Below are 23,994 nucleotides of genomic sequence, written 5' to 3'. Positions count from 1 at the left end.
TCATTCCGGCCTTGGCGCGCCCGATTCCCCCGATCGCGCGGCGCCGTGGGCGGCATCTCATTCCCCCCGTGAGATGCCGCCCATCTCTTTGGGAGCGCTCCCTCTGCCCGGGTCCTCTCCGTTGTCGACCCGCGGCCCCGAGTTCTCCACGGGCAGCCGGGCCGAGGCCTTGTGCACAGACGCCGATGCCGGAGTCGCCCTGCGGCGGCACGCCTCGCCCGCCGTGCCTACTCTCGCCGCATGCCTGAACGATTCGTCATCCGGTCGAAAGACGCGGCAGCGGGGAATGCGGTCACCGCCCCTCCCCATGCCGTGCTCCTCGCGGAACCCGCATTCGCGCCGCTGGCCCCCCATGTGGACGACACCGTCACCGACGTCTTCGTCAACGGGGCAGACGGACTCTTCCTCGACCGCGGCAGCGGCGCGCAGCCCGTTCCGTCGTGGCGAGCGACCGAGCGGGAGGTACGCGACCTCGCGGTCGCGCTCGTCGCGCTCGGCGGCCGGCACCTCGACGACCAGGCGCCGTGCGTGGACGTGCGCCTCGGCTCGGGCGTGCGGGTGCACGCCGTGCTCGCCCCCGTCTCCACGACCGGCACGGCGCTGTCCATCCGGATCCCGCGGGTCCATGCGGCCGACCTCGACGCCCTCGCCACACTGGGCACGATCGATGCGCAGCAGCACGTCTGGCTCGACAAGCTCGTCGCGGAACGGGCGAACCTCTTGATCACGGGCGGGACGGGTACGGGGAAGACGACGCTGCTGTCGGCGCTGCTGTCGTCGGTACCGCCGGGTGAGCGCATCGTGACGATCGAAGACGTGGCGGAGCTGCGGCCACGGCACCCGCACCACGTCGCCCTCGAGGTGCGCCAGGCGAACCTCGAGGGCGCGGGCGGCATCGGACTCGCCCGGCTCGTCCGCGAGTCGTTGCGCATGCGCCCCGATCGGCTGGTGGTCGGCGAGTGCCGCGGCGAGGAGGTACGGGAACTCCTCACCGCCCTCAACACCGGCCACGATGGTGGCGCCGGCACGATGCACGCGAGCGGTGTCGCGGACGTGCCCGCGCGGCTCGAGGCGCTCGGCGCGCTTGCCGGAATGGACCCCGTGGCGCTCGCTCGTCAGGCCGTGAGCGCGTTCACCGTCGTCCTCCACCTGCACCGGGGGTCCGACGGAACGCGGCGCATCGCCCACGTCGGGCGACTCGTGCTGGAGAGCGATCGGCTGGGCATCGAGGAGGTCCGACCATGGTGAACAGGAGGCGTCGCGCGACGCAGTCCGCGCCCGAGGTCGACCTGGCGCACTCCGTGCAGACGCTGGCCGTGCTGCTGCAGGCAGGTGCAGCGCCGCTCGTGGCGTGGCGCCATCTCGCCGGGACGGGCGACCCGAATGCGATCGCGGTCCTCGCGCGCGTCGACGACGGAACACCGCTCGTCACTGCGATCGATGCGGCCGGCGGTCGCTGGCGGGAGCTGGCCGCGGCCTGGGAGATCGCCACCGTCGTGGGCGCGCCCCTCGCGGAGGTCCTCCGCACGATCGCCGGGTCGTTGCGCGACGCGGCCGCCGCCGCCGACGATGTCCGCGTCGCGCTGGCTGAGCCCGCCGGAACGGCGCGACTGCTGCTGTGGATGCCCCTCGCGGGACTGCTCCTCGGCGTCGGCCTCGGCTTCGACACGATCGGGGTGCTCCTCGGCACACCCGCCGGGGCGACCTGCGCCGTCGCCGGGCTGCTGCTGGTCGGAGCGGCTCGCATGTGGACGCGACGGCTGCTCCGCCGTGCGCAGCCCGCGTCGGGGACGCCGGGGATCGCCGCCGAGCTCGTCGCGGTCGCCCTTCGCGGGGGCGCCCCGATCGACCGTGCACTCCGGCTCGTGGCAGATGCGGCGGTCGTGGACCGAGGAGGGGAGGAGAGCGTGCGCCGGGTCCTGGAGCTGTCCCGGACGGCGGGCGTTCCCGCCGTCGAGCTGCTGCGTGCCTCCGCGGCGCAGGACCGACATGCAGCGCGCGTGCAGGGGCGCCTCCGCGCGGCAGTGCTCTCGACGCGACTCCTCGTGCCGCTCGGCGTCTGCACTCTGCCGGCGTTCCTCCTGCTGGGGGTGGCTCCGCTGATGCTCAGCGTGCTCGCCTCCACGTCCATTCCTGCGTGAGTCGCTCGAACCACCCAATAAAGAGGAAGAAGGAAGAATATGAACACCATTCCCCGACTCGACCGCCGTCGTGCAGCCGCCCTGTTCGGCGACGACACGGGAGCGGCGACGGCCGAGTACGCCATCACCACCATGGCCGCGGTCGCGTTCGCAGGATTGCTCGTCGTCATCATGAGGTCGGACGAGGTGCGCGGCATCCTCACCGATCTCGTGCGGCGCGCGCTCACGGTGTCATGAGCAGGCCGCTGGGCGAGCGCGGCGCGGTGGCGGCGGAACTGGCGCTCGCCCTGCCGGCCGTCGTGCTCGTGCTTCTTCTCGGCGTCGGGGCGCTCGCCGCATCGTCACGACAGGTCGCGCTCCAAGATGCGACGGCGGACGCCGCCCGTCTGCTGGGGCGGGGCGAGGGCGACGCCGCGGCCGCGGCTGTGGTGCGGCGGGCGCTTCCCGACGCCAGGGTGACGTTCGCCGCCGTCAACGATCTCGTCTGTGCGACGGCGACGCTCGACCTCACCGTGGGACCGCTGATGCGCCTCCCGCTACGCGCCGCGAGCTGCGCTCTCGACGGGGGTCGGTGATGGCGGGGACGGTGCTGGCCGCCGGCGTGCTCGTCGTCGGCGCGACGCTCTCCGTCGGGCTCGCCGCCGTCGGCGGGGCGGCCGTGACCGCACAGCGTGCAGCGGACGCAGCGGACGCCGCGGCGCTCGCCGCCGCCGATGCGCGCAGCGGTGCGATTCCCACGGCTCGCACGCCGTGCGACCTGGCCGCGCACGTCGCCCAGGCCGGAGGGGCACGCCTGATCGCGTGTTCGCTGGCCGGGGACGTGGCGACCGTGACGGTGTCGGCGGCGTACGCTGGACTCGCAGCCGTCTCCCGCGCCCGTGCCGGGCAACCCGAGGAACCGTGACGGCGGCGCGACCCTCGCTCGCTGTGAAGTACCCCGCACAGCGGTGTGTATGGTGTGCTTCGAAGAAAGGACGCACCCTTGGCTGAAGGCAAGAAGCTCGTCATCGTCGAGTCCCCGACGAAGATGCGGTCTATTCAGGGATACCTCGGCGACGGCTACGAGGTGCTCAGCTCCGTCGGCCACATCCGCGACCTCGCCGACAAGAAGGACATCCCCGCCGACGACAAGAAGGCGTACGGGAAGTACTCGATCGACATCGACAACGGGTTCGACCCGTACTACGTCGTCTCCGACCGCAAGACCAAGACGGTCGCCGAGCTGAAGCGTGCGCTGAAGAGCGCCGACGAACTCCTGCTCGCCACCGATGAGGACCGCGAGGGTGAGGCCATCGCCTGGCACCTGCTCGAGACCCTCAAGCCCAAGGTGCCCGTCAAGCGCATGGTGTTCCACGAGATCACCAAGGATGCGATCCAGGCCGCCGTGGGGAACACGCGCGAGCTGGATCATGCCCTGGTCGATGCGCAGGAGACCCGCCGTATCCTCGATCGTCTGTACGGGTGGGACGTCTCGCCGGTGCTCTGGTACAAGGTCAAGACCGGGATCTCCGCCGGGCGGGTGCAGTCCGCGGCGACGCGTCTGATCGTCGACCGCGAGCGCGAGCGCATGGCCTTCGTGTCGGCTGAGTACTGGGACGTCGACGCCGACGCGGCCGCGACCGGTACCTCGTTCCGCATCCGCCTCGTGCGGGTTGACGGGGGCCAGCTTGCCCGCGGCACCGACTTCGACGACACCGGAAAGCTCAAGAAGGCCGTCGTCGTGCTCGACGAGGCACGGGCTGCTGCCCTGGCCAGAGCCGTCGACGCCACCGGAGCCGGAACGGTCACCAAGGTCGAGGCGAAGCCCGGCACCCGGAGCCCGTACGCCCCCTTCACGACGTCCACCATGCAGCAGGAGGCCGGTCGCAAGCTCTCGATGAGCGCCAAGCAGGCGATGAGCGTCGCCCAGCGCCTGTACGAGAAGGGGTACATCACCTATATGCGTACCGACTCCACGGCGCTGAGCACCCAGGCGGTGCAGGCGGCGCGGAGCCAGGCTGTCGCTCTCTACGGTGACAGCGCGGTGCCGCTCAAGCCGCGCGTCTACAAATCGAAGAGCAAGAACGCCCAGGAGGCCCACGAGGCCATCCGTCCCTCCGGCGAGAACTTCCGCACGCCGTCGTCGCTGTCCTCCGAGCTCGACCGCGAGGAGCAGCGTCTCTACGACCTGATCTGGAAGCGCACGGTCGCGAGCCAGATGGCGGACGCCAAGTACGAGACGACGACCGTCACGATCGCCGTGGATGCCGATGGCCAGACGGCCGAGTTCACCGCATCCGGCACCGTCTACACCTTCAAGGGCTTCCTGGAGGCCTACGAGGAGGGTCGCGACGAGAAGCGCGGCGACGCGGACGCCGCCGAGAACCAGTCGCTCCCGGCCGTCGCCGTCGGGGATGAGCTCGCCGTCTCCCACGCCGAGGCCAAGGGCCACCGCACGACCCCGAAGCCGCGCTACACCGAGGCGTCGCTGGTCAAGGTGCTGGAGGAGAAGGGCATCGGTCGTCCGTCGACCTTCGCCACGATCCCGGAGACCATCCTCGACCGTGGCTACGCGGTCAAGCGCGGACAGGCGCTCGTGCCCACGTGGCTGGCGTTCAGCGTGGTGCGGTTGCTCGAGGAGCACTTCGCCGAGCTGGTCGACTACGACTTCACCGCGGCGCTGGAGGACGACCTCGACACGATCGCCCGGGGCGAGCAGAACCGCGTGGAATGGCTCAAGTCGTTCTACTTCGGCTCCGAGTCGCACGTGGGGCTGCGGCAGGTCGTCGACAACCTTGGTGAGATCGACGCGCGGGCCCTGAACTCCACGCGCATCACCGACACCGCGACGTTGCGCTTCGGCAAGTACGGCCCCTACCTGGAGGTCACGGATCCGGAGAACCCGGACGCGAAGCCGCGCATCGTGAACGTGCCGGAGGACCTGGCGCCCGACGAGCTGACGGCGGAGAAGGCGCAGGAGCTGATCGACGCCCCGGTGGCGGGGGACCGCGTGCTCGGCACGAATCCGGAGAACGGCAAGATCGTCGTCGTCAAGGACGGCCGGTTCGGGCCGTACGTGCAGGAGAACGACCCGGTCTCGGACGACGCCGCGGTCGACGAGGCGACCGGTGAGGTCGTCGAGGCTCCCAAGCCCAAGCGAGGTGCGAAGAAGGAGACGGCGCCCAAACCGCGGACCGCCTCGCTGTTCCGCTCGATGTCGGTGGACACGCTCGACCTCGACACGGCCCTCCAGTTGCTGAGCCTCCCGCGGGTGGTCGGTGTCGACCCGGAGTCCGGCGACGAGATCACCGCGCAGAATGGCCGATTCGGCCCGTACCTGAAGAAGGGCACCGATTCGCGGTCGCTCGAGAGCGAGTCGCAGATCTTCGACGTGACGCTCGACCAGGCCCTCGAGATCTACGCCCAGCCGAAGTACGGTGCAGGTCGTCGCGCCTCGAGCGCGCTGGCCGAGTTCGACGCCGACCCCGTGAGCGGGAAGCCCATCCGCGTGCGCGACGGTCGCTTCGGTCCCTACGTGACCGACGGTGAGACGAACGTCACGATCCCGCGCGGCCAGAAGCCCGAGGACATCACGTTCGAGATCGCCGTGCAGATGCTGGCCGACAAGCGCGCGAAGGGCCCTGCGCCCAAGCGCGGCTCGCGTACCGCCGCGAAGAAGGCTCCGGCGAAGAAGGCTCCGGCGAAGAAGGCGAGCGCCGACGGAAAGGCCACGACGGCGAAGGCGACGGCGGCGAAGAAGACCGGGAAATCCGCGGGCTCCACGTCGGCGGCGCGCTCGGCCGCGGCGAAGAAGGCGGCGGCGACGCGCGCGGCGAACGCGGCGGCGAAGGCAGCGGAGAAGGCCGGCTCGTGACCGCGAGCCGCGGCGCCTGGATCACTCTCGAAGGCGGGGACGGCTCGGGCAAGACCACTCAGGCGAACGTTCTCGCCGACTGGCTGGAGCAGAGCGGGCGCACCGTGGTGCGCACCAGGGAGCCGGGGGGATCCGAGGTCGGCACGCTGATCCGCGAGATCGTGTTGCACCACCGCGGGGACATCGCGCCGCGCGCCGAGGCCCTCCTGTACGCCGCCGATCGGGCGCATCACGTCGCGACGGTCGTGCGCCCGGCGCTCGCGCGCGGTGAGGTCGTGCTGCAGGACCGCTACCTCGACTCGTCCGTCGCCTACCAGGGTGCCGGTCGGGTGCTCGACCCGGCCGAGGTGCGGGACCTGTCGCTGTGGGCGGCCGAGGGCGCACTTCCCGATCTCACGGTGCTGCTCGACCTCGACCCCGCCGCGGCGCGCACCCGACTCGACTCGGCCGACAAGCCCTTCGACCGCCTTGAGGCCGAGCAGGCCGAGTTCCACGAGCGCGTGCGCGAGGCCTACCTCGACCTGGCCGCCGCGGAGCCGGAGCGCTTCCTCGTGCTCGATGCCGCACAGCAGCCCGAGGCGATCGCGGAAGGGATCCGAGCTCGCGTCGCTGAGCTCCTGGACTGATCCTCCACAGGCCGAACAAAGACGGCTGCGACCACGGATGACGGGAGACGTCCCCGCGGCGTCGGCGGTCCCGATTAGGCTGAGGACATGCCCCCGACTCTCGCCCCCGCATTCCCCTGGGCGGACGTCTGGGGCCAGGACGCGGCGGTCGACACGCTGCGCGCGGCGGCAGCCGATCCGTCGGCCCTGTCCCACGCCTGGCTGATCACCGGCCCGCCGGGGTCGGGGCGGTCGACGCTCGCGTACGCGTTCGCCGCGGCGCTGATCGCCGAGGGTCCCGATGACGATGCCACCATGCGCCAGGTCCTCGCCGGCACCCATCCCGACGTCACGGCGCTGCGCACCGACAAGGTCATCATCACGATCGCGGAGGCGCGATCCCTGGTCGAACGCTCGTACTTCGCCCCGTCCGCCGGGCGCTACCGCGTCATCGTCGTCGAAGACGCCGATCGCATGGTGGAGCGCACGTCCAACGTTCTGCTCAAGGCTCTGGAGGAGCCCCCGGAGCAGACGGTCTGGATCCTCTGCGCGCCGAGTGAGGCGGATCTGCTTCCCACCATCCGTTCGCGCGTGCGGTCGCTGCGGCTGCGGGAACCCGACGTCGCCGATGTGGCACGACTCATCAGCCTCCGCACGGGGGTCGATGAGGCGGTCGCCGAGCAGGCGGCGCGTCACGCGCAGCGGCACATCGGGATGGCCCAGCGGCTCGCCACCGATGACGCCGCACGACGTCGTCGTGAAGAGACGCTGCGCGCCGTCATCGGTGTCCGCGGTGTGAACGACGCGGTCGATGTCGCCGGGCGCATCATCCAGGCGGCGACCGAAGACGCCAAGGCGCTCACGGCCGAGCGCGACGCGAACGAACGGGCGGCGCTGTTGCGCACCGTGGGCGTGGCCGAAGGGCAGGCCGTGCCACCCGCGCTCCGCCCGCAGGTGTCCGCCCTGGAGGACGAGCAGAAGAAGCGGGCCACGCGGAGTCTGCGCGACGGCATCGACCGCGTGCTCACGGACATGCAGTCGCTGTTCCGTGATGTCGTGATGCTCCAGTTCGGGCGCAGCGACGACCTCATCAACAGCGAACTGCGCCCCGAACTCGTCGATCTCGCGGCGGCCTGGCCCGTCGCCCGGACCCTGGTCGTCCTCGACCACCTTGCCGAGACCCGGCAGTCGCTGGAGCGCAACGTCGCTCCGCTGCTCGCCCTGGAGAGCTTGCTCGTGACGGTCACGAGCGGGAGGAAACCGTGAACACTCGCCCTCTGTCGCGCCTGCGTCGCGCGGCCGCGCTCATCGCCGGACTGGCCGTCGCCTCGGTCGCCCTCTCGGGCTGCCTCTACGCGATGATCCCCGAGCAGTCGGCACGCCCGGCGGGCGAGAAGGAGCCGGACACCGAGGGTGTCGCGGGCGACCTGCTGCCCTACTACTCCCAGAAGCTGGACTGGACGGAGTGCGGCACCGGCTTCGAGTGCACCGACGTCACGGCGCCTCTCGACTGGGAGAACCCCGGCTCCGGCGAGATCCAGCTCGCGGTGGTGCGGCATCGCGCGGAGGGCACCGCGGTCGGCTCGCTCCTCACGAACCCCGGCGGGCCCGGCGCGAGCGGGGTCGACCTGGTACTCAGCAGCCTCGGCTATGCGGTCGGCCCCGCACTGGTCGAGAACTACGACGTGATCGGCTTCGACCCTCGCGGGGTAGGCGGGTCGACGGCCGTCACCTGCTACGACGACGCCGAGATGGACGACTACCTCTACGGCATCCCCGAGGCCCAGCGGGGGAGCGTCGAGTGGGAGCAGGAGCTGCTCGACGGGCATCGCGCCTTCGCTGAGGCGTGCGACGCCAACAGCGACGGCATCCTGCCGTACATCACCACGGTCAACGCGGCCCGCGACATGGACCTGATCCGCGCGGTGCTGGGAGACAAGCAGCTCAACTACCTCGGCTACTCGTACGGCACGTTCCTCGGTGCCACCTACGCCCAGCTCTACCCCGAGAAGGCCGGACGCCTCGTGCTCGACGGGGCGATCGACCCCTCCGTCCCGGGACTCGAGGTCGGGGCCACGCAGGCGCTGGGATTCGAGTCGGCGCTGCGGGCGTACATGCAGAACTGCCTCGATTCGGGCAACTGCCCGTTCAGCGGCTCGGTCGACGAGGCGATGGCCGACCTCGGAGCGCTCCTGGCCAGCGCCGACCGCACGCCCCTCGAGAACGGGGACGGACGACTGATGGGCGCCGATGCGCTGATGACCGCGATCATCGCCGCGCTGTACTCGCAGGACAGCTGGGACTACCTCACCCAGGCCCTGGAGGAGGCGCTGCAGGGCGACCCCACGACCGCGTTCGTGCTCGCCGACTTCTACAACGGTCGGGAGAACGGCACCTACATCGACAACTCCAGCGAGGCCTTCCGCGCGTACAACTGCATGGACTATCCGGTGGAGGACGACCCGGCGGCCGAGGCGGCGATCACCGCGAAGATCGCGGAGGGGGCACCCACGATCGCGCCCTACTGGACCGGCCCGGACCCCTGCGAAGTGTGGCCCTATCCGCCGACGGGGACGCGCGGGGAGATCGCGGCGGAGGGCGCCGGTCCCATCGTCGTCGTCGGTACCACCAATGACCCGGCGACGCCGTACGAGTGGTCCGAGTCGCTCGCGGACCAGCTGGAGGAGGGCGTGCTGATCACCCGTGTGGGCGAAGGGCACACCGGCTACAACAAGGGCAACACCTGCGTCGACGACGCGGTCGAGGGATTCCTGCTCGACGACGTGGTGCCCGAGGACGGCCTGCGCTGCGAGTGAGGGCGGGCTCGATTCGCGAGCGAGGCCGAGACAGGGTAATATCGGTGATCGCGCCGCTCACGCGTCGCACGCCGCTTTAGCTCAGTCGGCAGAGCATTTCACTCGTAATGAAAAGGTCGTCAGTTCGATTCTGACAAGCGGCTCAGTGAAACCCCCGGGATCCTCAAGATCCCGGGGGTTTCTGCGTGTGCGGAGCTGCGCCATCGGGCGTGGCACGGGCGCCGACGCCTAGGTGCGCCGTGCCAGGAGTGCGGACGCCGTGAGCGCCACCCCGCGATCCTCATCCCGTGCGAATCCGCCCAGGGCCTCGTCCGCGCTCAGGCCACGAACCCCCGCCAGTGCGGCGGCGAGCCGGCGACGCGCGACGACCGAGGCGCCGTCGGCGGCACGCTGCACGTGCTCGGCCACGGTCCGCGCGGCTGCGGGGTCCTCCGCGAGTCGTTCGAGCACCTCCGCGGCGGCGACGTCGTCGACCCCGGCTGCCACGTCCGCCACCAGCCGGGGAATCACAGCCGTGTCCCCGTCGCGGCCCCGCGCTCGGGCGGCCGCGGCCGCGATCTCCCGGTCGGGGTGCTCGATCGGCGCGCCGAGGGCGGCCCGCGCCCGTGGTGTGTCGAGCTTCTCCAGCGCGCGCATCGCGCGGTGACGACGCGCGGCCTCGGCGTCGTGCAGTCCTCGCTCCAGCGTCGGCACGGCGTCGTCCCCGGCCCGCGCGACCGCCCACAGCAGGGCCCCGGCGGTGTTGAGGTCATCCTCCCGTAGCAGCGCCGCGACGAGGACGGCCGTGGACGCGTGGTCGGCGTCCGCGGTGAGGGCGAGCGTCTGCCGCGCGGACGCGTCCGGCGCCTCCAGGCCCCGCAGGAGCTCCACCATGCGCAGGGCGTCGGACCAGTCCCGCGGCTCGCCCGACCGCACCTGTTCGAGGCGCTCCGCCAGCTCGGTGAGCACCGCGAGCCGCGCGCGCGTGCGATGCAGGAGCCGCTCGATCGTGTCGGACGGCGCGCGGGCGTCGTCCGCGAGAGCCGCGGGGATGTCCGCGAGCGGGAGGCCGAGCGAGCGCAGGTTCTCGATGTGGAACAGCCGGCGAAGATCCGCGTCCGAGTAGTCCCGGTACCCGCCCGCGGTGCGTTCGCTGGGCGACAGCAGGCCGATGCGGTCGTAGTGCCGCAGCATGCGCGCGCTGATGCCCGAGCGCGCCGCGACCTCGCCGATCAGCACGCCTCAGCCCTCCGCGGGAGCGGGAGACGCCTGCAGCGCCACGATCCGCTGCGCCTCTCGGATCGCCGCGCCGAAGTCGTCGTCGGGGTCGTCGATCAGCCGCGCGGTCGCCAGGGCATGCGCGCGCACGGCGGGGTCGGCATCGTGTGCGGCGGCGGCGGCCACGGCGGCCCCCGCGTCGTCGAGCATCGCGATGGCGCGACTGAGGCTGCGCTGCAGCTCCCGGTCGCCGCGCCCGAGCTGGGTCGCCAGCTCCCGCGCGAGCGCCGGCCGCTCCTCGTCCGGCACGAGCCCCGCCGCGGCGCGCCACGCCGCGCGTGCGACCTCGGGGTCGTCGTCGCGCAGCAGCTCGGGCGGCACCGCGGGCCAGGCACGACGGTCGCCGATCTTCGACAGCGTGTGCAGGGCCTGGCTCCTGGCCTGCGCCACGGGTGACCGCAGCTCCGGCAGGAGGCGGTCCACGGTCGGCTCGGCGTCGTGTCGGGTGAGTGCCCACGTGAGCATGTCGCGCACGAAGAAGTCGGGCTCCACCGCGCTCTGCTCGACGAGCACGTCGATGTAGCAGGGGTTCGGCATGGTGCCGGCCGTGAGAGCGGCCTGCAGGCGCGCCGAGGACGCGGTCGACTGCAGGGCAGCGCGCAGTCGCGACGCCGGGTCGAGGGGATGCTGTTCGGTCATGGTTGCCTCCGCCGTCCATTCCACACCTTGTCATGATGACAGGGTCAAGCGCTGCCCGGTCGACGGCGCCCGCACGGCGTACCCTCGAGGCATGAGCAGAGCACTCCTCATCGTCGACGTCCAGAACGACTTCACGGAGGGCGGGGCGCTCGCGGTGGAGGGGGGAGACGCGGTCGCCGAGGCCGTCTCCGCCTTTCTCGCCGTGCACGCGGCCGACTACGACGTGATCCTCGCCTCCCGCGACTGGCACGATGCGGACGGCGACAACGGCGGGCACTTCTCCGGCTCGCCCGACTTCGTCGACACGTGGCCGGCCCATTGCGTCGCGGGCACGGCGGGCGCGGACTACGACCCGCTGCTCGACACGACCGCGGTCACCCACCACGTCCGCAAGGGGCAGGGTGTGCCCGCGTATTCGCTGTTCGAGGGCGTCACCGACGACGGCGACACGGCCGGCGTCGTGCTCGCTGCCGCCGGAGTCGTGTCGGCCGATGTCGTCGGCATCGCGACGGACCACTGCGTGCGCGCCTCCGCGCTGGATGCGATCGCGCACGGCGTGCGGGTCCGCGTCCTCACCGACCTGATCGCGGGGGTGGCCGCCCCCTCGAGCGAGGCCGCGCTGGCCGAGCTCGTGCACGCGGGTGCGGTGCTGGCCGAGAGCGGCGACGCGTGAGTCGCAGCGTCCTGCTGCTGCGCGCGGTCAATGTCAGCGGGCGCAACAGCGTGCCGATGGCGCGACTGCGCGAGGTGCTGGCGGAGCGGACGGAGCTCGCCGCCGTCTCGACCTACATCGCCAGCGGCAACATCCTCTGCGCGACGCCCGACGACCCCGAGGCGGCCCGCGCCACGGTGCGCCGCCTGATCGCGGAAGAGTTCGGCGTCGACACGCCCGTCATCCACCGGACACACGCGGAGCTCGTGGCGACGGCGGCCGCGCAGCCGTTCCCCGACGGCGAGGCCAAGTTCGTGCACGCGATGTTCCTGGAGGGGCCGCCCGCGCCGGGTGCCGTCGCGGCGGTCGAGCAGCGACTCGTGCCAGGGGAGCGGATCGCGCTGGTGGGCCAGGACCTGTGGATCGACTACGCCGCGGGCGGAGTGCACTCCACGAAGCTCACCACGAGCGTGCTCAACCGTGCCCTGGGGGTGGCCGGGACCGCCCGCAACCTGCGCACAACGCAGAAGCTCATCGATCTCACGGCCTGAGCCGGGCGGGGCGCGGGGACCTCAGGCCTCGGCGGGAGCGGCGGGAGCGTCGGCGGCGTCGGAGCCGTCGGGAGCTGCGGCGAGGGGGCGGCTCAGCGCGCGCGGCGGGAGGTGCGGATGCGCGGCGACGTCGACCCTGCGCGTGCCGCAGTCGAGGCAGCGCACGTAGAGCACGACGCCCTCGCTGGTGGGGTGCCGCGACTCCACGAGCCAGGCGTGCTCGTGGCGGTCGACGGGCGGGACGAGAGGGACGGGAAGGGTGTCGGCGGCGGTCATGGGACCAGCGTGATGTAATGGTCTTATGCATCTCAACCCTTACGGCGAGTATGCCGTGCTGCTGGCCGCGTCGCTGGCCAACGACTGGCCGGCCGACCGGCGGGGCATCGAGGAGCGCACGCTCGCCCTCGGGATGACGCAGACCTTCCCGCCCGCCGACGGCGACCACGCCGCGGTGCGGGCGGTGATCGACGACTGGCTCTCCATCGTCGATGCGCCCGACCCCGACGAGCGCGCCGCCCTGCTGAATGCGCAGCTCGCCGCCGCTGGCGCCTATCCGCGACTCGTCGACCACGACGACGAGGGGTGGCACCTGCACTACCGCGACGACGTGCGGTCGTTGCCGTTCGTGCTGCGCGCGACCATCAACCTCGGCACCGCGCTGCACCTGGTCACGCGCGGCATGAACCGGCTCGGACGCTGCGAGGCCGCACCCTGCCGCAACGTGGTCGCCGATGTGACGCGCAACGGCCGCCAGCGGTTCTGCTCCGTGAGGTGCGCGAACCGGGCGGCCGTGCGGCGCCATCGGGCGCGCGTCGGGTGAGGGTCAGGCGGTCTGTCCCGCGTGCTTGCCCTCGCCGATCTCCTCGACCAGCTTCGCGTTGAAGGCGGGGAGGTCGTCGGGGGTGCGGCTGGAGACCAGGCCCTCGTCGACCACGACCTCCTCGTCCACCCAGCTCGCGCCCGCGTTGCGCAGGTCGGTCTTCAGGCTGGGGTAGCTCGTGAGGGTGCGGCCGTCGACCACGCCCGCCTCGATCAGGATCCAGGCGCCGTGGCAGATCACCCCGACCGGCTTGTGCTGCTCGAAGAAGGAGCGGGCGAGTGCGATGGACGCCTCGTCCATGCGCAGGTGGTCGGCGTTCACCACGCCGCCCGGGAGGACGAGCGCGTCGAACTGGTCGGCGGAGGCATCGGCCGCGGTCAGGTCGACCGCCTGCTCGTGACCGTTCTTGCCGGTGATGGCGGCGCCGTCGGGGGCGATCATGGTCGCACTCGCGCCCTCCGCGGTCACGGCCTCCCACGGGCTGCTCAGCTCGCTGTCCTCGAAGCCGTCGGTCGCCAGGAACGCCACGCGGTTTCCGCTGAGAGTCATCGTCTGTCCTTTCGCTGGGGGAGTCGCCCGGATCCGGGCGCACCATCACCCTCTCGGGGGCCAGGAGCGCGGACAGGGGGTGGCCAGGAGGCCGCGCGGATGATACGAGGGCGGGCTCACGCGAGGTCGCGCTGAAGCGGGACGAGCACGGCCGCGAGACTCCCGAGCAGCGTGTAGGCGCCGAGCAGCGCGGCTCCGACCACGGGCGCCACGAGCACGGAGGCGGCGAGGGGCACCTGCTCCGCGAGGGTATCGGTGAGGAGCGTGAAGTCCATCAGCGCGGCCGTCGCACCCCCCGGGAGGTACGGGTACACGAGGTTCGCCCCCGGCACGAGCATGAGCACCGGTTCCAGGAGGTAGAAGTAGCCGACCACGATCCCGATGGCGAGCAGCTGGTGGCGCGCGAGCGCACCGATTGCGACTCCCAGGACCGTGTACACCGCTGCCGCGAGGGCGAGCTGGGTGAGCATGATCCCGAGGGTCCCCGCGGTCACGCCCAGCGTCGCTCCGCGCAGGGCCGCCGCGCCGAGCAGGGCGAGTCCGGCCGACAGCGCCATCGCGACCCCGTAGCCGAGCCCGAGCAGGACGAAGATCCCGAGCTTCGCGGCCAGCAAACGTCCTCGACGCGGTGCGGCGAGGAAGGTCGCTCCGATGGTCCGGTGGCGGAACTCGCTCGTGATCGCGATCGTGCCGATGAGTGCCGGCAGGAAGAGGGTCAGACCGCTCAGGCCGACCACGAAGCCCACGCCCTGGGCGGTGTCGATTCCCGGGAGCGGAGGCGTGGCGTTCTCGGGGCCGATCAGGGCGAGCAGCCCGGTCAGCCCCGCCCCGCTCGCGACCGCGGCGACCAGGGCCCACAGGGGGAGCCGGGTGGAGAGGAGGCGGACGGCCTCGCCACGGAGCAGGTTCATCGGACGATCCCTTCGTGGGTGTGGGCGAGGAACGCCTCTTCGAGCGTGCGACCGTCGGCGGTGAACTTCGCCGCGGCCCCGGTCCAGGCGACCCGGCCGCGGTCGATGACCACGAGGTCGTCGATGCTGTGCTGCACCTCGCTGAGCACGTGACTGGACAGCACGACGGTTCCGCCGCGAGCCGCGAAGTCGCGGAGGAACGCGCGCAGCCAGGCGATGCCGGCCGGGTCGAGGCCGTTCGACGGCTCGTCGAGCAGCAGGGCGTGCGGCTCGCCGAGCAGCGCCGTGGCCAGGGCGAGCCGCTGGCGCATGCCGGTGGAGAAGCCGCTGACGCGGCGGTCGGCCGCCTCGTGCAGGCCGGTGAGGGCGAGCACCTCCGTGACGCGCTGCGCGCGGTGCCCGCCAAGGGCGGCATAGGTGCGCAGGTGGTCGCGGGCGGACGTCGCAGGGTGCGCCGCGGCGAGGTCGAGCACGGCCCCGACGGTGCCGCTCGGTCGGGCGAGGGCGCGATAGGTGACGCCGTCGAACCGTGCCGTGCCCGCGTCGGGACGGACGAGGCCGAGCATCATGCGCAGTGTCGTGGACTTGCCGGCGCCGTTGGGCCCGAGGAACCCGGTCACACGGCCGGGCTCGGCGCGGAAGGAGACGCCGTCGACCGCGGTGAGCTCGCCGTAGCGCTTCGTGAGAGCGGTGACCTCGATGGCGGGACCGCGCAGGGGTGGGTGCGTCATGGACGCTCCTCTCGACGTACGATGGGGTTGTCGTTGAGAACATTATCATCATGAGAACAATGGAGCGCACGTGACCCGATCCGCCCCGATCGCCGACGTCGTCCTGCACCCCGTCCGGCTGCGCATCGTGCAGCAGTTCGGCGGACGGGAACTCACCACGGCCGAGCTCCGCCAGGCCCTGCCCGACGTGACGCAGGCCACGCTGTACCGCCACGTGTCGGCGCTCGTCGACGCCGGCATCCTCGCGGTCGTGCAGGAGCGACGCATCCGCGGAGCGATCGAACGTACGCTCGCGCTCGGCGACCGCATGGCCCACGTCGACCAGGACGAGCTCGGCGCGATGGACGACGCCCGGCTCCGCAGCGCGTTCCTCACGTTCCTGGGGGAGGTCGGGGCGGGGTTCGACCGCTTCCTCGCCGACCCCGACCCGGCGGCCCGGGGCTTCGTCGGCTTCGGTCAGACGCCCCTGCACGTCACCGAGGCCGACCTCGCGACGATCCAGAGCGGTCTGACCGAACTGCTCGCCCCCTACCGGGATGCCGACCGCCCCGGTGCGCGCCGCATCGACCTGGCCACGGTCGTGACGCCGCACGCACCCGCAGCGGCGCCGACGGAGGAATGACGGTGGGCCCCGTGGGGCTCGAACCCACGACCCGCGGATTAAAAGTCCGATGCTCTGCCAACTGAGCTAGAGGCCCGTGCTCCCAGTCTAGGGCGCACGACGAAGGGCCGTCGGCGCACAGCTCGCCGACGGCCCTATCACCTTCCCTGACTCCTCCCGATCAGAGAAGGCCGTGTGCCGGTCGGGTCGCCCGGCACCTCCCCGCGCTTACTGCGCCGGGGGCATCAGGACCGAGTCGATCAGGTACACGGTCGCGTTCGCGGTCTGCACGCCGCCGCAGATGACGTTGGCGTCGTTGACCATCCACTGGTCACCGCTGCCGGTCACCTCGAGGTCCGCGCCCTGCACGGTCGTGTGCATGCCGGCGATGTCGGCCGGCTCGATCTGGCCGGGCACCACGTGGTAGGTGAGGATCGACGTCAGCGTCGCGCTGTCGGTCTTCAGGGCCTCGATCGTGGCGGGGTCGATCTTCGCGAACGCGTCGTCGACCGGCGCGAACACGGTGAACTCGTCACCGTTGAGCGTGTCGACCAGGTTCACGTCGGGGTTGAGCTGGCCGCTCACCGCGGCCACCAGCGTGGTCAGCATCGGGTTGTTCGACGCGGCGACCGCGACCGGGTCCTGCGACATGCCCTGGATGGAACCGGCGCCGTCCGGGACCTCTTCGGCGTAGGCCGCGCAGCCCGGGCCCACGAGGTTCGCGGCGGGGTCCATCTCCATCGGCGTCGACTCCGACGTCTCGGGGGCCTTGGGCTCCGACGACTCCTCCGTCGTGCTGCCGCTGCCCATGGAACACGCGGAGAGCAGGAATGCGCTCGCCAGACCCAGGGTGACTGCTGCGGTGACCTTCTTCTTGGTGCTGAACATGTCGAGCTCCTTCGAAACTCCAGCCACGGCCTCTCCGTGGCGTTGACCGGTGTTCGGAACCGTCTCGGGATCGGATGGGACGAATTCGGAAAAAGTTCGCGAATCCTCCCTCGCGGGGTCCGATCCAATCCATTGGGCGGCTCGGAGCGAACAGAGCCTGACAGAAGCGAGGACCTCATGGACCTGATCATCATCGGCCTGCTCGGCGGGCTCATCACCGGCATCTCCCCGTGCATCCTGCCCGTGCTCCCGGTGATCTTCCTCACCGGCGGCGCGCAGTCGGCGGCCTACGACGGAGAGGCGGTGCCCGCCCGGCGCAGCCGCCCGTACTTCGTGATCGCGGGCCTCGTGCTCAGTTTCACGCTGGTGACGCTCGTGGGTTCGCTGATCCTGGGTCTGCTGAACCTGCCGCAGGACATCATCCGTTGGGTGGGCATCGCGGTGCTGGTCGTGATCGGCGTCGGCCTGATCGTGCCGCGGTTCCAGCACCTCCTGGAGCGGCCGTTTCAGCGCTTCGGGCAGCGTGAGGTGAAGAACCGGGGCAACGGCTTCGGTGTCGGACTGGCCCTCGGCGCGGTGTTCGTGCCGTGCGCCGGACCGGTCCTCGCGGCGATCATCGTGGCGGGCTCGACCGGCCAGATCGGCGTGGGCACGGTGCTCCTCACGGTGTCGTTCGCGATCGGCGTGGCCGTCCCGCTGCTGGTGTTCGCGCTCGCGGGTCGCAGCGTGGTGGAGCGCATCCGCGCCTTCCGGTCGAAGGAGCGCGCACTGCGCATCGCCGCCGGCATCGCCATGATCGCACTCGCCGTGGGGCTCGTGTTCAACGTGCCGCAGGCGCTGCAGCGGCTCCTTCCCGACTACACGGCTCCGCTGCAGGAGCAGATCGCCGACTCCGAGCAGGTGCAGGACGCGCTGGACCTCGGTGGCCTGGTCAACGACGAGAACAAGGACCTCGACCAGTGCACGAACGGTGCGACCGAGCTCGAGTCCTGCGGCACTGCCCCGTCGATCAAGGGCATCCAGCAGTGGCTGAACACGCCCGACGGCGAGGCGATCGACCTGAAGGACCTCCGGGGGCAGGTCGTGCTGATCGACTTCTGGGCGTACTCGTGCATCAACTGCCAGCGGTCGATCCCGCACGTGGTGGCCTGGGACGAGGCGTACCGCGACGCCGGACTGCAGGTCATCGGGATCCACTCGCCGGAGTATGCGTTCGAGAAGGATCCGGGCAACGTCGCCGCGGGCGTGCGCGACTTCGGCATCGCGTATCCCGTCGCGCTCGACAACACCCTGTCGACCTGGACGAACTACCGCAACCGTTACTGGCCGGCGCACTACCTGATCGACGCGGACGGCACCGTGCGCCACATCTCCTTCGGCGAGGGCAACTACGCGGCGACGGAGTCGATGATCCGGGAGCTGCTGCAAGACGCGGATCCGGACGTGCAGCTGCCGCCGGCGACGGACGTGAAGGACGAGACGCCGGAGCTCGGCTCGACGACACGGGAGACCTTCCTCGGCTCGTCGAAGGACGTGAACTACGGCGGCGGGGACGAGTACCGCCGCGGTGAGGGCAGCTTCTCGTTCCCGAAGGACCAGCCCGACGACAGCTTCGCGCTGGACGGCGACTGGACGGTCGAGACGCAGTACGTGACCCCGGCGAGCGACGACGGACGCATCCGCCTGGAGTATCGCGCGGGGGAGGTGCGGATGGTCGTGGCGGGCTCGGGTGAGGTCGTGGTGCGCGATCAGGACGGTGAGGAGCAGACCATCGCGATCGACGGGACGCCTCGCTCGTACGGCCTGGTCGAGCAGGGCGACATCGCGAAGGGAACGCTCACGCTCGAGGTCCCGGCCGGTGTCGAGGTCTATTCCTTCACATTCGGGTGACGTCTGCACGGGAACGGGGAGGAGATACGGCATGCTTATGGAGATGGTCATCGACGGGATGGACGTCCCGGAGGACGGGGCAGCGCCGCAGGATGCCGTCGCCGACCTCCTCGTCCGCGTCGCGTCCGGTGATCAGGCTGCCTTCGCCGAGCTGTACGACTCCCTGTCCCCGCGGGTCTTCGGCCTCATCCTCCGCGTGCTGGTCAACCGCGCGCAGAGCGAGGAGGTGCTCCAGGAGGTGTTCCTGGAGATCTGGCAATCCGCTTCGCGGTTCGCTCCGAACAGAGGACAGGGACGAACCTGGGTGATGACCATCGCCCATCGACGGGCCGTCGACCGGGTGCGGGCATCGCAGTCGAGCGCCGACCGCGATGTGCGAGCCGGCTTCAAAGACCTCGGTGTCGCGCACGACAGTGTCGCGGAGCGGGTGGAGCTGGGCATCGAGGGAGAGCGGGTCGTCGCGGCGCTGTCAGGGCTTCCCGACGCGCAGCGGGAGGCGCTCGTCCTGGCCTACTACGGCGGTTACAGTCAGAACGAGATTTCGGCGCTCGTGGGGGCGCCGCTGGGGACGATCAAGACACGGATGAGAGACGGACTGACCCGTCTCCGCACGGCGATGGGGGTGACGGCATGAACGAGAAGGACTTCGCGGAACTCGCGGCGGGTGCCGCGCTCCACGCGCTGTCCGCCGACGACGAGAACCGGTACCGCCGGGCGCTCGTGGAGCATCCGGAGTGGGCGGCCGTGGCAGACGTCGACGCGGACAGCGTCGCGCTGCTGGGTGAGGGCGTGACGCCGGTCGCCCCGCCGCCCGGCGTTCGTGCGGCTCTGCTCGCCCAGATCGCCCGGACGCCGCAGGGCGACACCGACCCACACGACACTGACGCGCACGACACCGCGGGGAGCACCCCCGGGGTCGCGTCCGCCGGTGGCCCCGAGGAGCCCGCCGTCCGCAGGCCGCGCCGCTGGACCCGCCTGGCCTTCGCGCTCGCCGCGTGCCTGGCGCTGCTGGTCGGCGTCGGCATCGGAGCGGTGGCGCTCAACGCACAGCTCACCCGTCCCGCCAGCGTCGTGGCGCTGCAGGAGATCGAGGCCGCGGGCGATGCGCAGCAGGCCACGGTCGAGCTCGACGGCGGGGCCACGGCCACCGCCCACTGGTCGGGCTCGGTCGGCAAGGCCGTGCTCGTGACGGACGGTCTGCCCGAGACCGACGCCGGCAAGACGTACGAGCTGTGGTTCGTGCGCGGCGAGGAGCCGATCGCGGCCGGTGTGTTCGACCCGGAGGACGGCGCGGCGACCGCGCTGCTCGAGGGCGAGATGCGGGCGGGTGACGCGATCGCGGTGACCGTGGAGCAGGAGGGCGGCTCGCCGTCCGGGCAGCCCACCACGGATCCGGTCATCGTCATCCCCACGGCCTGAGCCGCGGCGGCGGGCGTACCCTGGAGGGATGCCCGAGCAGCACCACCGGCCCGTGCGCCGCCCCTCCCACGCGTTCGACAACATCGTGGGGTCGAGCGACCCCGCGCAGGAGAGCAGGGTCGCGCACGCCACGGCCTCCGCGCTGCTGACGCGCGTGCGCGAGGACGAGACCGGCGCGAGCGTGGAGCGGCTGATCGCGTTCACGCGCGAGCACGGCATCGACGAGATCGCGGAGCTGTGGTCCACCGCGCCGTCGCGCACGCTGCCGGGCTCGCTGTGGCGCCTGTACGTGCTGCAGCTCGCGATCCACGGCGACCCGCGCACCGCCGCGCTCCTGTACGACCGGGGGCGCGTCGAGCTGCCCTCCGCCGACGCCGTGGTGGCGGGTGCCCCGGTGCCGGCGAGCCCGGACGAGCTGGTCGCGCTGATCGACACGATCCTGCGCGGCGCCTTCCGGGGCGACTTCGCGGTGGCGCTCGACCGGGCGGCGGCGTTCTGCCGCGTGCAGGCCTCGGGCGCGACGCACACCGCGGACGACTACGAGGTGACGGAGCCGGAGCGCGCGAGCGAGCTGACCACGCGGGCGCTGCGGTTGAGCACGTACGCGCAGGACCTCTCGGCCTCGGCAGCGCTGTGGCGCATGGGCGCGCTGGCCTGACAGCGCCGCGGCCGGCGCCCGGACAGAGAAAGACCGGGCCGCAAGAACGCCTCTCGGCGGAAGGCCGCTCGCAGCGGCGAAAATTGGAGCCCGGGGTTATGCGGCCCGGCCACTCCAGTGTAACGCGAGCGCGCGACAGGTATTCCCGGCGTTCTAGGCTCGTGGCATGACCCGACGCTTCGCCCTCATGCTCGACCCCGTCGCCGCCGACGAGCAGCGCGACGACTACACCGGCACGTTCACGCAGGTCGACGCCACGGCTCCGGCCCTGAGCGTCGGCGAGCTGAGCACCCAGCGGGGGGACGGCGTGTTCGAGTCGATCGGCGTGGTCGACGGTCATGCGCAGGAGGTCGTGCCGCACCTGGAGCGACTGGCACACTCCGCGCGACTGTGCGACCTCCCCGAGCCGAACCTCGAGCAGTGGCGGCAGGCGGTGCAGCGGGCCGCGGCGCAGCTCGGCGCGGGGGAGTCGGTCATCAAGCTGATCCTCAGTCGCGGCGTGGAGCACGGACCCACACCCACCGCCTGGGTCACGGCCGCTCCCGCCGCGGACTTCTCCGCCGTGCGCCGCGACGGCGTGAAGGTGGTCACGCTCGACCGCGGGTACGACCTCGGTGCCGCCGAGCGGGCGCCGTGGCTGCTGCTGGGCGCCAAGACCCTGTCGTACGCGGTGAACATGGCGGCGCTGCGCGAGGCCAAGCGGCGCGGGGCCGACGACGCGGTGTTCCTCTCGAGCGACGGCTTCGTGCTGGAGGCGCCGACGGCCTCGCTCCTCCTGCGCTTCGGCGACCGGTTCACGACCCCGGCGCCGAACGGCGGGATCCTGCACGGCACCACACAGCTCAGCGTGTACGACCACCTCAGCGCGCGCGGGTTCGAGGTCGGCTACGACCGCATCCCCGCGGGCGACCTCACCCGGGCCGATGCGGCGTGGCTGGTGTCGAGCGTGCGTCTCGCGGCGGCCATCACCGCGGTCGACGGTGTGCCGCTGCCGGTGGATGCCGCGCTCACGGACGAGCTCAACGCGTACCTGCTCTCGCCGCGCGACTGAGGCCGCAGACACGGAAGGGCCCGGGTGCCGTCGCACCCGGGCCCTTGTCGTACCGGCGGTTCAGCCGAAGCGGCCGGAGACGTAGTCCTCCGTCGCCTGCACCGACGGCGTGGTGAAGATCGACGTCGTGTCGTCGTACTCGATGAGCTTGCCGGGCTTGCCGGTGCCGGCGATGTTGAAGAACGCCGTCTTGTCCGAGACACGGCTCGCCTGCTGCATGTTGTGGGTCACGATCACGATCGTGAACTCGTTCTTGAGCTCGCCGATCAGCTCCTCGATCGCGTACGTCGAGATGGGGTCGAGCGCCGAGCACGGCTCGTCCATCAGCAGCACCTCGGGCGACACCGCGATCGCGCGGGCGATGCACAGACGCTGCTGCTGACCGCCGGAGAGGCCGGAGCCGGGGCGGTCGAGCCGGTCCTTGACCTCGTTCCAGAGGTTCGCGCCGGTGAGCGACTTCTCGACCAGGTCGTCCTGGTCGCTCTTGGACATGCGGCTGTTGTTGAGCTTGACGCCCGCGAGCACGTTCTCCTTGATCGACATCGTGGGGAACGGGTTGGGGCGCTGGAACACCATGCCCACCTGGCGGCGCACGAGCACCGGGTCGACGCCGGCGCCGTACAGGTCCTTGCCGTCGAGCAGCACCTCCCCTTCGACGCGGGCGCCGGGGATGACCTCGTGCATGCGGTTGAGGGTGCGCAGGAACGTGGACTTGCCACAGCCGGAGGGGCCGATGAACGCCGTCACGCTGCGCGGCTGGATGTCGAGGGAGACGCCTTCGACGGCGAGGAAGTTGCCGTAGTAGACGTTGAGGTCGTTGACTTCGATGCTCTTGGACACGGGGTTTCCTGTTCTGAGGTTCGGGCTCAGCGGCCGGAGAGTTTCGGGGCGAACCACTTCGCGATCAGACGCGCGAGGAGGTTCAGCACCATGACGATGAGGATGAGGGTGAGGGCGGCGGCCCAGGCGCGCGCGACAGCGGCGTCGGGGTTGGTGCCCTGGTTCATGTACTGGTTGTAGGCGAACACCGGCAGGGTCATCATCTGACCGTCGAAGATGTTCGTGTTGAGGCTCTGCGTGAAGCCGGCGGTCAGCAGCAGCGGGGCGGTCTCACCGATCACGCGGGAGATCGCGAGCATGACCGAGGTCATGATGCCGGCGATGGAGGTGGGCAGCACGACCTTGAGGATCGTCAGCCACTTCGGCACGCCCAGCGCGTAGGAGGCCTCACGCAGTTCGTTCGGGACGATGCGCAGCAGTTCCTCGCTGCCGCGGACGACGACCGGGGTCATCAGCACGGCGAGGGCGAGCGCGCCCATGAAGCCCATCGAGATGCCCGGTCGCAGCAGCAGCGCGAACACGGCGTAGATGAACAGACCGGCGACGATCGACGGGATGCCCGTCATCACGTCGACGAAGAACGTGATGGCCTTCGCGATCTTCCCGCGCCCGTACTCGACCAGGTAGATCGAGGTCATGAGCCCGATCGGGACCGAGATGATCGTGGCCGTCAGGGTGATCAGCACGGTGCCCCAGATGGCGTGCACGATGCCGCCGCCGTCGCCGACCACGTTGCGCATGGAGTAGCTGAAGAACTCGGCGTCGAAGCGTTCGATGCCGTTCGCCACCACGGTCCACAGCAGCGACACCAGCGGCAGCAGCGCGATCAGGAAGGCGGTGGCGACGAGGGCCGTCATGAGCCGGTCCACGGCCTTGCGGCGGCTCTCGGCGATCGACGAGATCACCGTGATGATCACCATGTAGAGCAGGATGCCGACGATCACGGTGCCCGCGATGTTGAAGTCGGCGAGCGGCGTGTCCGACCCCGCGGCGGCGACGCCGAACACGGCCGCGGAGACCGCGAACGAGACGCCGAGCAGAGCCCACGGCGCCCACTTCGGGAGGCGGCCGGAGGTGAGGGAGGCGCTCGGCGTCGTGGGAGCGCTGGTGAGGACGGTCATG

Annotated in this window: 27 protein-coding genes and 2 tRNA genes; 19 read left to right on the top strand and 10 right to left on the bottom strand. The window is 71.3% G+C overall.

Annotation, left to right across the window (positions count from 1 at the left end; genetic code table 11):
• Positions 1-240: 240 nt before the first annotated feature.
• From ACWGQ1_RS02015 to ACWGQ1_RS01970, 10 genes are all read left to right on the top strand, one after another.
• Positions 241-1,248 carry a TadA family conjugal transfer-associated ATPase gene (locus ACWGQ1_RS02015; RefSeq protein ID WP_136045426.1) on the top strand — a complete coding sequence of 336 codons (1,008 nt, stop codon included), beginning with the start codon at positions 241-243 and terminating at the stop codon, positions 1,246-1,248.
• Positions 1,242-2,141: a type II secretion system F family protein gene (locus ACWGQ1_RS02010; RefSeq protein ID WP_136045425.1), complete on the top strand. Its 900-nt coding sequence runs from the start codon at positions 1,242-1,244 to the stop codon at positions 2,139-2,141. The genes ACWGQ1_RS02015 and ACWGQ1_RS02010 overlap by 7 nt, the downstream gene beginning before the upstream one ends.
• A 39-nt stretch (positions 2,142-2,180) precedes the next feature.
• Entirely contained in the window at positions 2,181-2,378 is a 198-nt protein-coding gene (locus ACWGQ1_RS02005) for a DUF4244 domain-containing protein (protein WP_136032173.1), read from the top strand.
• On the top strand, positions 2,375-2,716 hold the full coding sequence (locus ACWGQ1_RS02000) for a TadE family type IV pilus minor pilin (protein WP_247982041.1): 342 nt from the start codon (positions 2,375-2,377) through the stop codon (positions 2,714-2,716). Before ACWGQ1_RS02005 ends, ACWGQ1_RS02000 begins: the two co-directional genes overlap by 4 nt.
• Complete coding sequence (locus ACWGQ1_RS01995) at positions 2,716-3,045, top strand: Rv3654c family TadE-like protein (RefSeq protein ID WP_136032176.1); 330 nt, start codon at positions 2,716-2,718, stop codon at positions 3,043-3,045. Before ACWGQ1_RS02000 ends, ACWGQ1_RS01995 begins: the two co-directional genes overlap by 1 nt.
• 78 nt (positions 3,046-3,123) lie before the next feature.
• On the top strand, positions 3,124-5,994 hold the full coding sequence (gene topA, locus ACWGQ1_RS01990) for a type I DNA topoisomerase (RefSeq protein WP_247637607.1): 2,871 nt from the start codon (positions 3,124-3,126) through the stop codon (positions 5,992-5,994).
• The gene (gene tmk / locus ACWGQ1_RS01985; protein ID WP_452312254.1) at positions 5,991-6,620 is read left to right on the top strand and encodes a dTMP kinase; all 630 of its coding nucleotides are present in this window, start codon (positions 5,991-5,993) and stop codon (positions 6,618-6,620) included. The genes topA and tmk overlap by 4 nt, the downstream gene beginning before the upstream one ends.
• A gap of 87 nt (positions 6,621-6,707) precedes the next feature.
• A complete protein-coding gene (locus ACWGQ1_RS01980) occupies positions 6,708-7,865 on the top strand; it encodes a DNA polymerase III subunit delta' (RefSeq protein WP_452312253.1) in 1,158 nt (385 codons plus the stop codon).
• Positions 7,862-9,415 carry an alpha/beta fold hydrolase gene (locus ACWGQ1_RS01975; RefSeq protein WP_452312252.1) on the top strand — a complete coding sequence of 518 codons (1,554 nt, stop codon included), beginning with the start codon at positions 7,862-7,864 and terminating at the stop codon, positions 9,413-9,415. Before ACWGQ1_RS01980 ends, ACWGQ1_RS01975 begins: the two co-directional genes overlap by 4 nt.
• A gap of 70 nt (positions 9,416-9,485) precedes the next feature.
• Positions 9,486-9,558 (top strand) — tRNA-Thr (locus ACWGQ1_RS01970).
• A gap of 85 nt (positions 9,559-9,643) precedes the next feature.
• Here the strand turns inward: ACWGQ1_RS01970 and ACWGQ1_RS01965 are convergent.
• Together ACWGQ1_RS01965 and ACWGQ1_RS01960 are read right to left on the bottom strand one after the other, a co-directional pair.
• Entirely contained in the window at positions 9,644-10,633 is a 990-nt protein-coding gene (locus ACWGQ1_RS01965; protein WP_136032183.1) for a MerR family DNA-binding transcriptional regulator, read from the bottom strand.
• A gap of 3 nt (positions 10,634-10,636) precedes the next feature.
• A complete protein-coding gene (locus ACWGQ1_RS01960) occupies positions 10,637-11,311 on the bottom strand; it encodes a HEAT repeat domain-containing protein (protein ID WP_452312251.1) in 675 nt (224 codons plus the stop codon).
• 91 nt (positions 11,312-11,402) lie between these two features.
• Here ACWGQ1_RS01960 and ACWGQ1_RS01955 point away from each other — a divergent pair, with 91 nt between their 5' ends.
• On the top strand, positions 11,403-11,984 hold the full coding sequence (locus ACWGQ1_RS01955; protein WP_452312250.1) for an isochorismatase family protein: 582 nt from the start codon (positions 11,403-11,405) through the stop codon (positions 11,982-11,984).
• The gene (locus ACWGQ1_RS01950) at positions 11,981-12,514 is read left to right on the top strand and encodes a DUF1697 domain-containing protein (protein WP_452312249.1); all 534 of its coding nucleotides are present in this window, start codon (positions 11,981-11,983) and stop codon (positions 12,512-12,514) included. Before ACWGQ1_RS01955 ends, ACWGQ1_RS01950 begins: the two co-directional genes overlap by 4 nt.
• Positions 12,515-12,535: 21 nt before the next feature.
• Here the strand turns inward: ACWGQ1_RS01950 and ACWGQ1_RS01945 are convergent, their stop codons facing one another.
• Positions 12,536-12,790 (bottom strand): hypothetical protein, encoded by a 255-nt coding sequence (locus ACWGQ1_RS01945; RefSeq protein ID WP_452312248.1) that lies wholly within the window; start codon positions 12,788-12,790, stop codon positions 12,536-12,538.
• A 25-nt stretch (positions 12,791-12,815) separates the two neighbouring features.
• Between ACWGQ1_RS01945 and ACWGQ1_RS01940 the strand changes: the two genes are divergently transcribed.
• Positions 12,816-13,334 (top strand): CGNR zinc finger domain-containing protein, encoded by a 519-nt coding sequence (locus ACWGQ1_RS01940; protein WP_452312247.1) that lies wholly within the window; start codon positions 12,816-12,818, stop codon positions 13,332-13,334.
• A gap of 3 nt (positions 13,335-13,337) precedes the next feature.
• On the opposite strand, the gene ACWGQ1_RS01935 is transcribed toward ACWGQ1_RS01940, so the two are convergent.
• The 3 genes from ACWGQ1_RS01935 to ACWGQ1_RS01925 all read right to left on the bottom strand — a co-directional run bounded on the left by ACWGQ1_RS01935 (position 13,338) and on the right by ACWGQ1_RS01925 (position 15,525).
• Positions 13,338-13,883: a DJ-1/PfpI/YhbO family deglycase/protease gene (locus tag ACWGQ1_RS01935; protein WP_452312246.1), complete on the bottom strand. Its 546-nt coding sequence runs from the start codon at positions 13,881-13,883 to the stop codon at positions 13,338-13,340.
• Between the two features lie 116 nt (positions 13,884-13,999).
• Complete coding sequence (locus tag ACWGQ1_RS01930) at positions 14,000-14,794, bottom strand: ABC transporter permease (RefSeq protein ID WP_452312245.1); 795 nt, start codon at positions 14,792-14,794, stop codon at positions 14,000-14,002.
• Positions 14,791-15,525: an ATP-binding cassette domain-containing protein gene (locus ACWGQ1_RS01925; protein ID WP_452312244.1), complete on the bottom strand. Its 735-nt coding sequence runs from the start codon at positions 15,523-15,525 to the stop codon at positions 14,791-14,793. Before ACWGQ1_RS01925 ends, ACWGQ1_RS01930 begins: the two co-directional genes overlap by 4 nt.
• Before the next feature lie 70 nt (positions 15,526-15,595).
• Here ACWGQ1_RS01925 and ACWGQ1_RS01920 point away from each other — a divergent pair, with 70 nt between their 5' ends.
• A complete protein-coding gene (locus tag ACWGQ1_RS01920) occupies positions 15,596-16,147 on the top strand; it encodes a helix-turn-helix domain-containing protein (protein WP_136044506.1) in 552 nt (183 codons plus the stop codon).
• A gap of 3 nt (positions 16,148-16,150) precedes the next feature.
• Here the strand turns inward: ACWGQ1_RS01920 and ACWGQ1_RS01915 are convergent.
• Positions 16,151-16,223, bottom strand: a tRNA-Lys gene (locus ACWGQ1_RS01915).
• Between the two features lie 131 nt (positions 16,224-16,354).
• Positions 16,355-17,014 (bottom strand): fasciclin domain-containing protein, encoded by a 660-nt coding sequence (locus ACWGQ1_RS01910; protein WP_136031456.1) that lies wholly within the window; start codon positions 17,012-17,014, stop codon positions 16,355-16,357.
• Positions 17,015-17,191: 177 nt separating this feature from the next.
• Between ACWGQ1_RS01910 and ACWGQ1_RS01905 the strand changes: the two genes are divergently transcribed.
• The 5 genes from ACWGQ1_RS01905 to ACWGQ1_RS01885 all read left to right on the top strand — a co-directional run bounded on the left by ACWGQ1_RS01905 (position 17,192) and on the right by ACWGQ1_RS01885 (position 22,032).
• The gene (locus ACWGQ1_RS01905) at positions 17,192-18,904 is read left to right on the top strand and encodes a cytochrome c biogenesis protein DipZ (protein ID WP_247982029.1); all 1,713 of its coding nucleotides are present in this window, start codon (positions 17,192-17,194) and stop codon (positions 18,902-18,904) included.
• Positions 18,905-18,935: 31 nt separating this feature from the next.
• Positions 18,936-19,538 (top strand): ECF RNA polymerase sigma factor SigK, encoded by a 603-nt coding sequence (gene sigK, locus ACWGQ1_RS01900; protein WP_247982028.1) that lies wholly within the window; start codon positions 18,936-18,938, stop codon positions 19,536-19,538.
• Complete coding sequence (locus tag ACWGQ1_RS01895) at positions 19,535-20,323, top strand: anti-sigma factor (protein WP_247982027.1); 789 nt, start codon at positions 19,535-19,537, stop codon at positions 20,321-20,323. Before sigK ends, ACWGQ1_RS01895 begins: the two co-directional genes overlap by 4 nt.
• A 28-nt stretch (positions 20,324-20,351) precedes the next feature.
• Positions 20,352-20,981, top strand: coding sequence for a DNA-directed RNA polymerase subunit beta (locus tag ACWGQ1_RS01890; RefSeq protein ID WP_452312243.1), 630 nt, complete (start codon positions 20,352-20,354; stop codon positions 20,979-20,981).
• 166 nt (positions 20,982-21,147) lie between these two features.
• Positions 21,148-22,032 (top strand): aminodeoxychorismate lyase, encoded by an 885-nt coding sequence (locus ACWGQ1_RS01885; RefSeq protein ID WP_136035811.1) that lies wholly within the window; start codon positions 21,148-21,150, stop codon positions 22,030-22,032.
• A gap of 60 nt (positions 22,033-22,092) precedes the next feature.
• Here ACWGQ1_RS01885 and pstB read toward each other — a convergent pair whose 3' ends face one another.
• Both pstB and pstA read right to left on the bottom strand, forming a co-directional pair.
• On the bottom strand, positions 22,093-22,872 hold the full coding sequence (gene pstB / locus ACWGQ1_RS01880; protein ID WP_136031466.1) for a phosphate ABC transporter ATP-binding protein PstB: 780 nt from the start codon (positions 22,870-22,872) through the stop codon (positions 22,093-22,095).
• A gap of 26 nt (positions 22,873-22,898) precedes the next feature.
• Positions 22,899-23,993 carry a phosphate ABC transporter permease PstA gene (gene pstA / locus ACWGQ1_RS01875; RefSeq protein ID WP_136031468.1) on the bottom strand — a complete coding sequence of 365 codons (1,095 nt, stop codon included), beginning with the start codon at positions 23,991-23,993 and terminating at the stop codon, positions 22,899-22,901.
• Between the last annotated feature and the right edge of the window lies 1 nt (position 23,994).

The organism is Microbacterium sp. NPDC055599, assembly GCF_053618975.1.
Note: the sequence above shows the minus strand (reverse complement) of the source record. Positions and strands in the feature narration are given on the sequence as shown.

Coding starts and splice junctions, on each gene's coding strand:
- pstA (WP_136031468.1), bottom strand. CDS start 23,993: ATGACCGTCCTCACCAGCGCTCCCACGACGCCGAGCGCCTCCCTCACC.
- ACWGQ1_RS02000 (WP_247982041.1), top strand. CDS start 2,375: ATGAGCAGGCCGCTGGGCGAGCGCGGCGCGGTGGCGGCGGAACTGGCG.
- sigK (WP_247982028.1), top strand. CDS start 18,936: ATGCTTATGGAGATGGTCATCGACGGGATGGACGTCCCGGAGGACGGG.
- ACWGQ1_RS02005 (WP_136032173.1), top strand. CDS start 2,181: ATGAACACCATTCCCCGACTCGACCGCCGTCGTGCAGCCGCCCTGTTC.
- ACWGQ1_RS01955 (WP_452312250.1), top strand. CDS start 11,403: ATGAGCAGAGCACTCCTCATCGTCGACGTCCAGAACGACTTCACGGAG.
- ACWGQ1_RS01925 (WP_452312244.1), bottom strand. CDS start 15,525: ATGACGCACCCACCCCTGCGCGGTCCCGCCATCGAGGTCACCGCTCTC.
- ACWGQ1_RS02010 (WP_136045425.1), top strand. CDS start 1,242: ATGGTGAACAGGAGGCGTCGCGCGACGCAGTCCGCGCCCGAGGTCGAC.
- ACWGQ1_RS01940 (WP_452312247.1), top strand. CDS start 12,816: ATGCATCTCAACCCTTACGGCGAGTATGCCGTGCTGCTGGCCGCGTCG.
- ACWGQ1_RS01905 (WP_247982029.1), top strand. CDS start 17,192: ATGGACCTGATCATCATCGGCCTGCTCGGCGGGCTCATCACCGGCATC.
- ACWGQ1_RS01930 (WP_452312245.1), bottom strand. CDS start 14,794: ATGAACCTGCTCCGTGGCGAGGCCGTCCGCCTCCTCTCCACCCGGCTC.
- ACWGQ1_RS01895 (WP_247982027.1), top strand. CDS start 19,535: ATGAACGAGAAGGACTTCGCGGAACTCGCGGCGGGTGCCGCGCTCCAC.
- ACWGQ1_RS01960 (WP_452312251.1), bottom strand. CDS start 11,311: ATGACCGAACAGCATCCCCTCGACCCGGCGTCGCGACTGCGCGCTGCC.
- ACWGQ1_RS01945 (WP_452312248.1), bottom strand. CDS start 12,790: ATGACCGCCGCCGACACCCTTCCCGTCCCTCTCGTCCCGCCCGTCGAC.
- ACWGQ1_RS01995 (WP_136032176.1), top strand. CDS start 2,716: ATGGCGGGGACGGTGCTGGCCGCCGGCGTGCTCGTCGTCGGCGCGACG.
- ACWGQ1_RS01935 (WP_452312246.1), bottom strand. CDS start 13,883: ATGACTCTCAGCGGAAACCGCGTGGCGTTCCTGGCGACCGACGGCTTC.
- ACWGQ1_RS01980 (WP_452312253.1), top strand. CDS start 6,708: ATGCCCCCGACTCTCGCCCCCGCATTCCCCTGGGCGGACGTCTGGGGC.
- ACWGQ1_RS01885 (WP_136035811.1), top strand. CDS start 21,148: ATGACCCGACGCTTCGCCCTCATGCTCGACCCCGTCGCCGCCGACGAG.
- ACWGQ1_RS01910 (WP_136031456.1), bottom strand. CDS start 17,014: ATGTTCAGCACCAAGAAGAAGGTCACCGCAGCAGTCACCCTGGGTCTG.
- ACWGQ1_RS02015 (WP_136045426.1), top strand. CDS start 241: ATGCCTGAACGATTCGTCATCCGGTCGAAAGACGCGGCAGCGGGGAAT.
- ACWGQ1_RS01890 (WP_452312243.1), top strand. CDS start 20,352: ATGCCCGAGCAGCACCACCGGCCCGTGCGCCGCCCCTCCCACGCGTTC.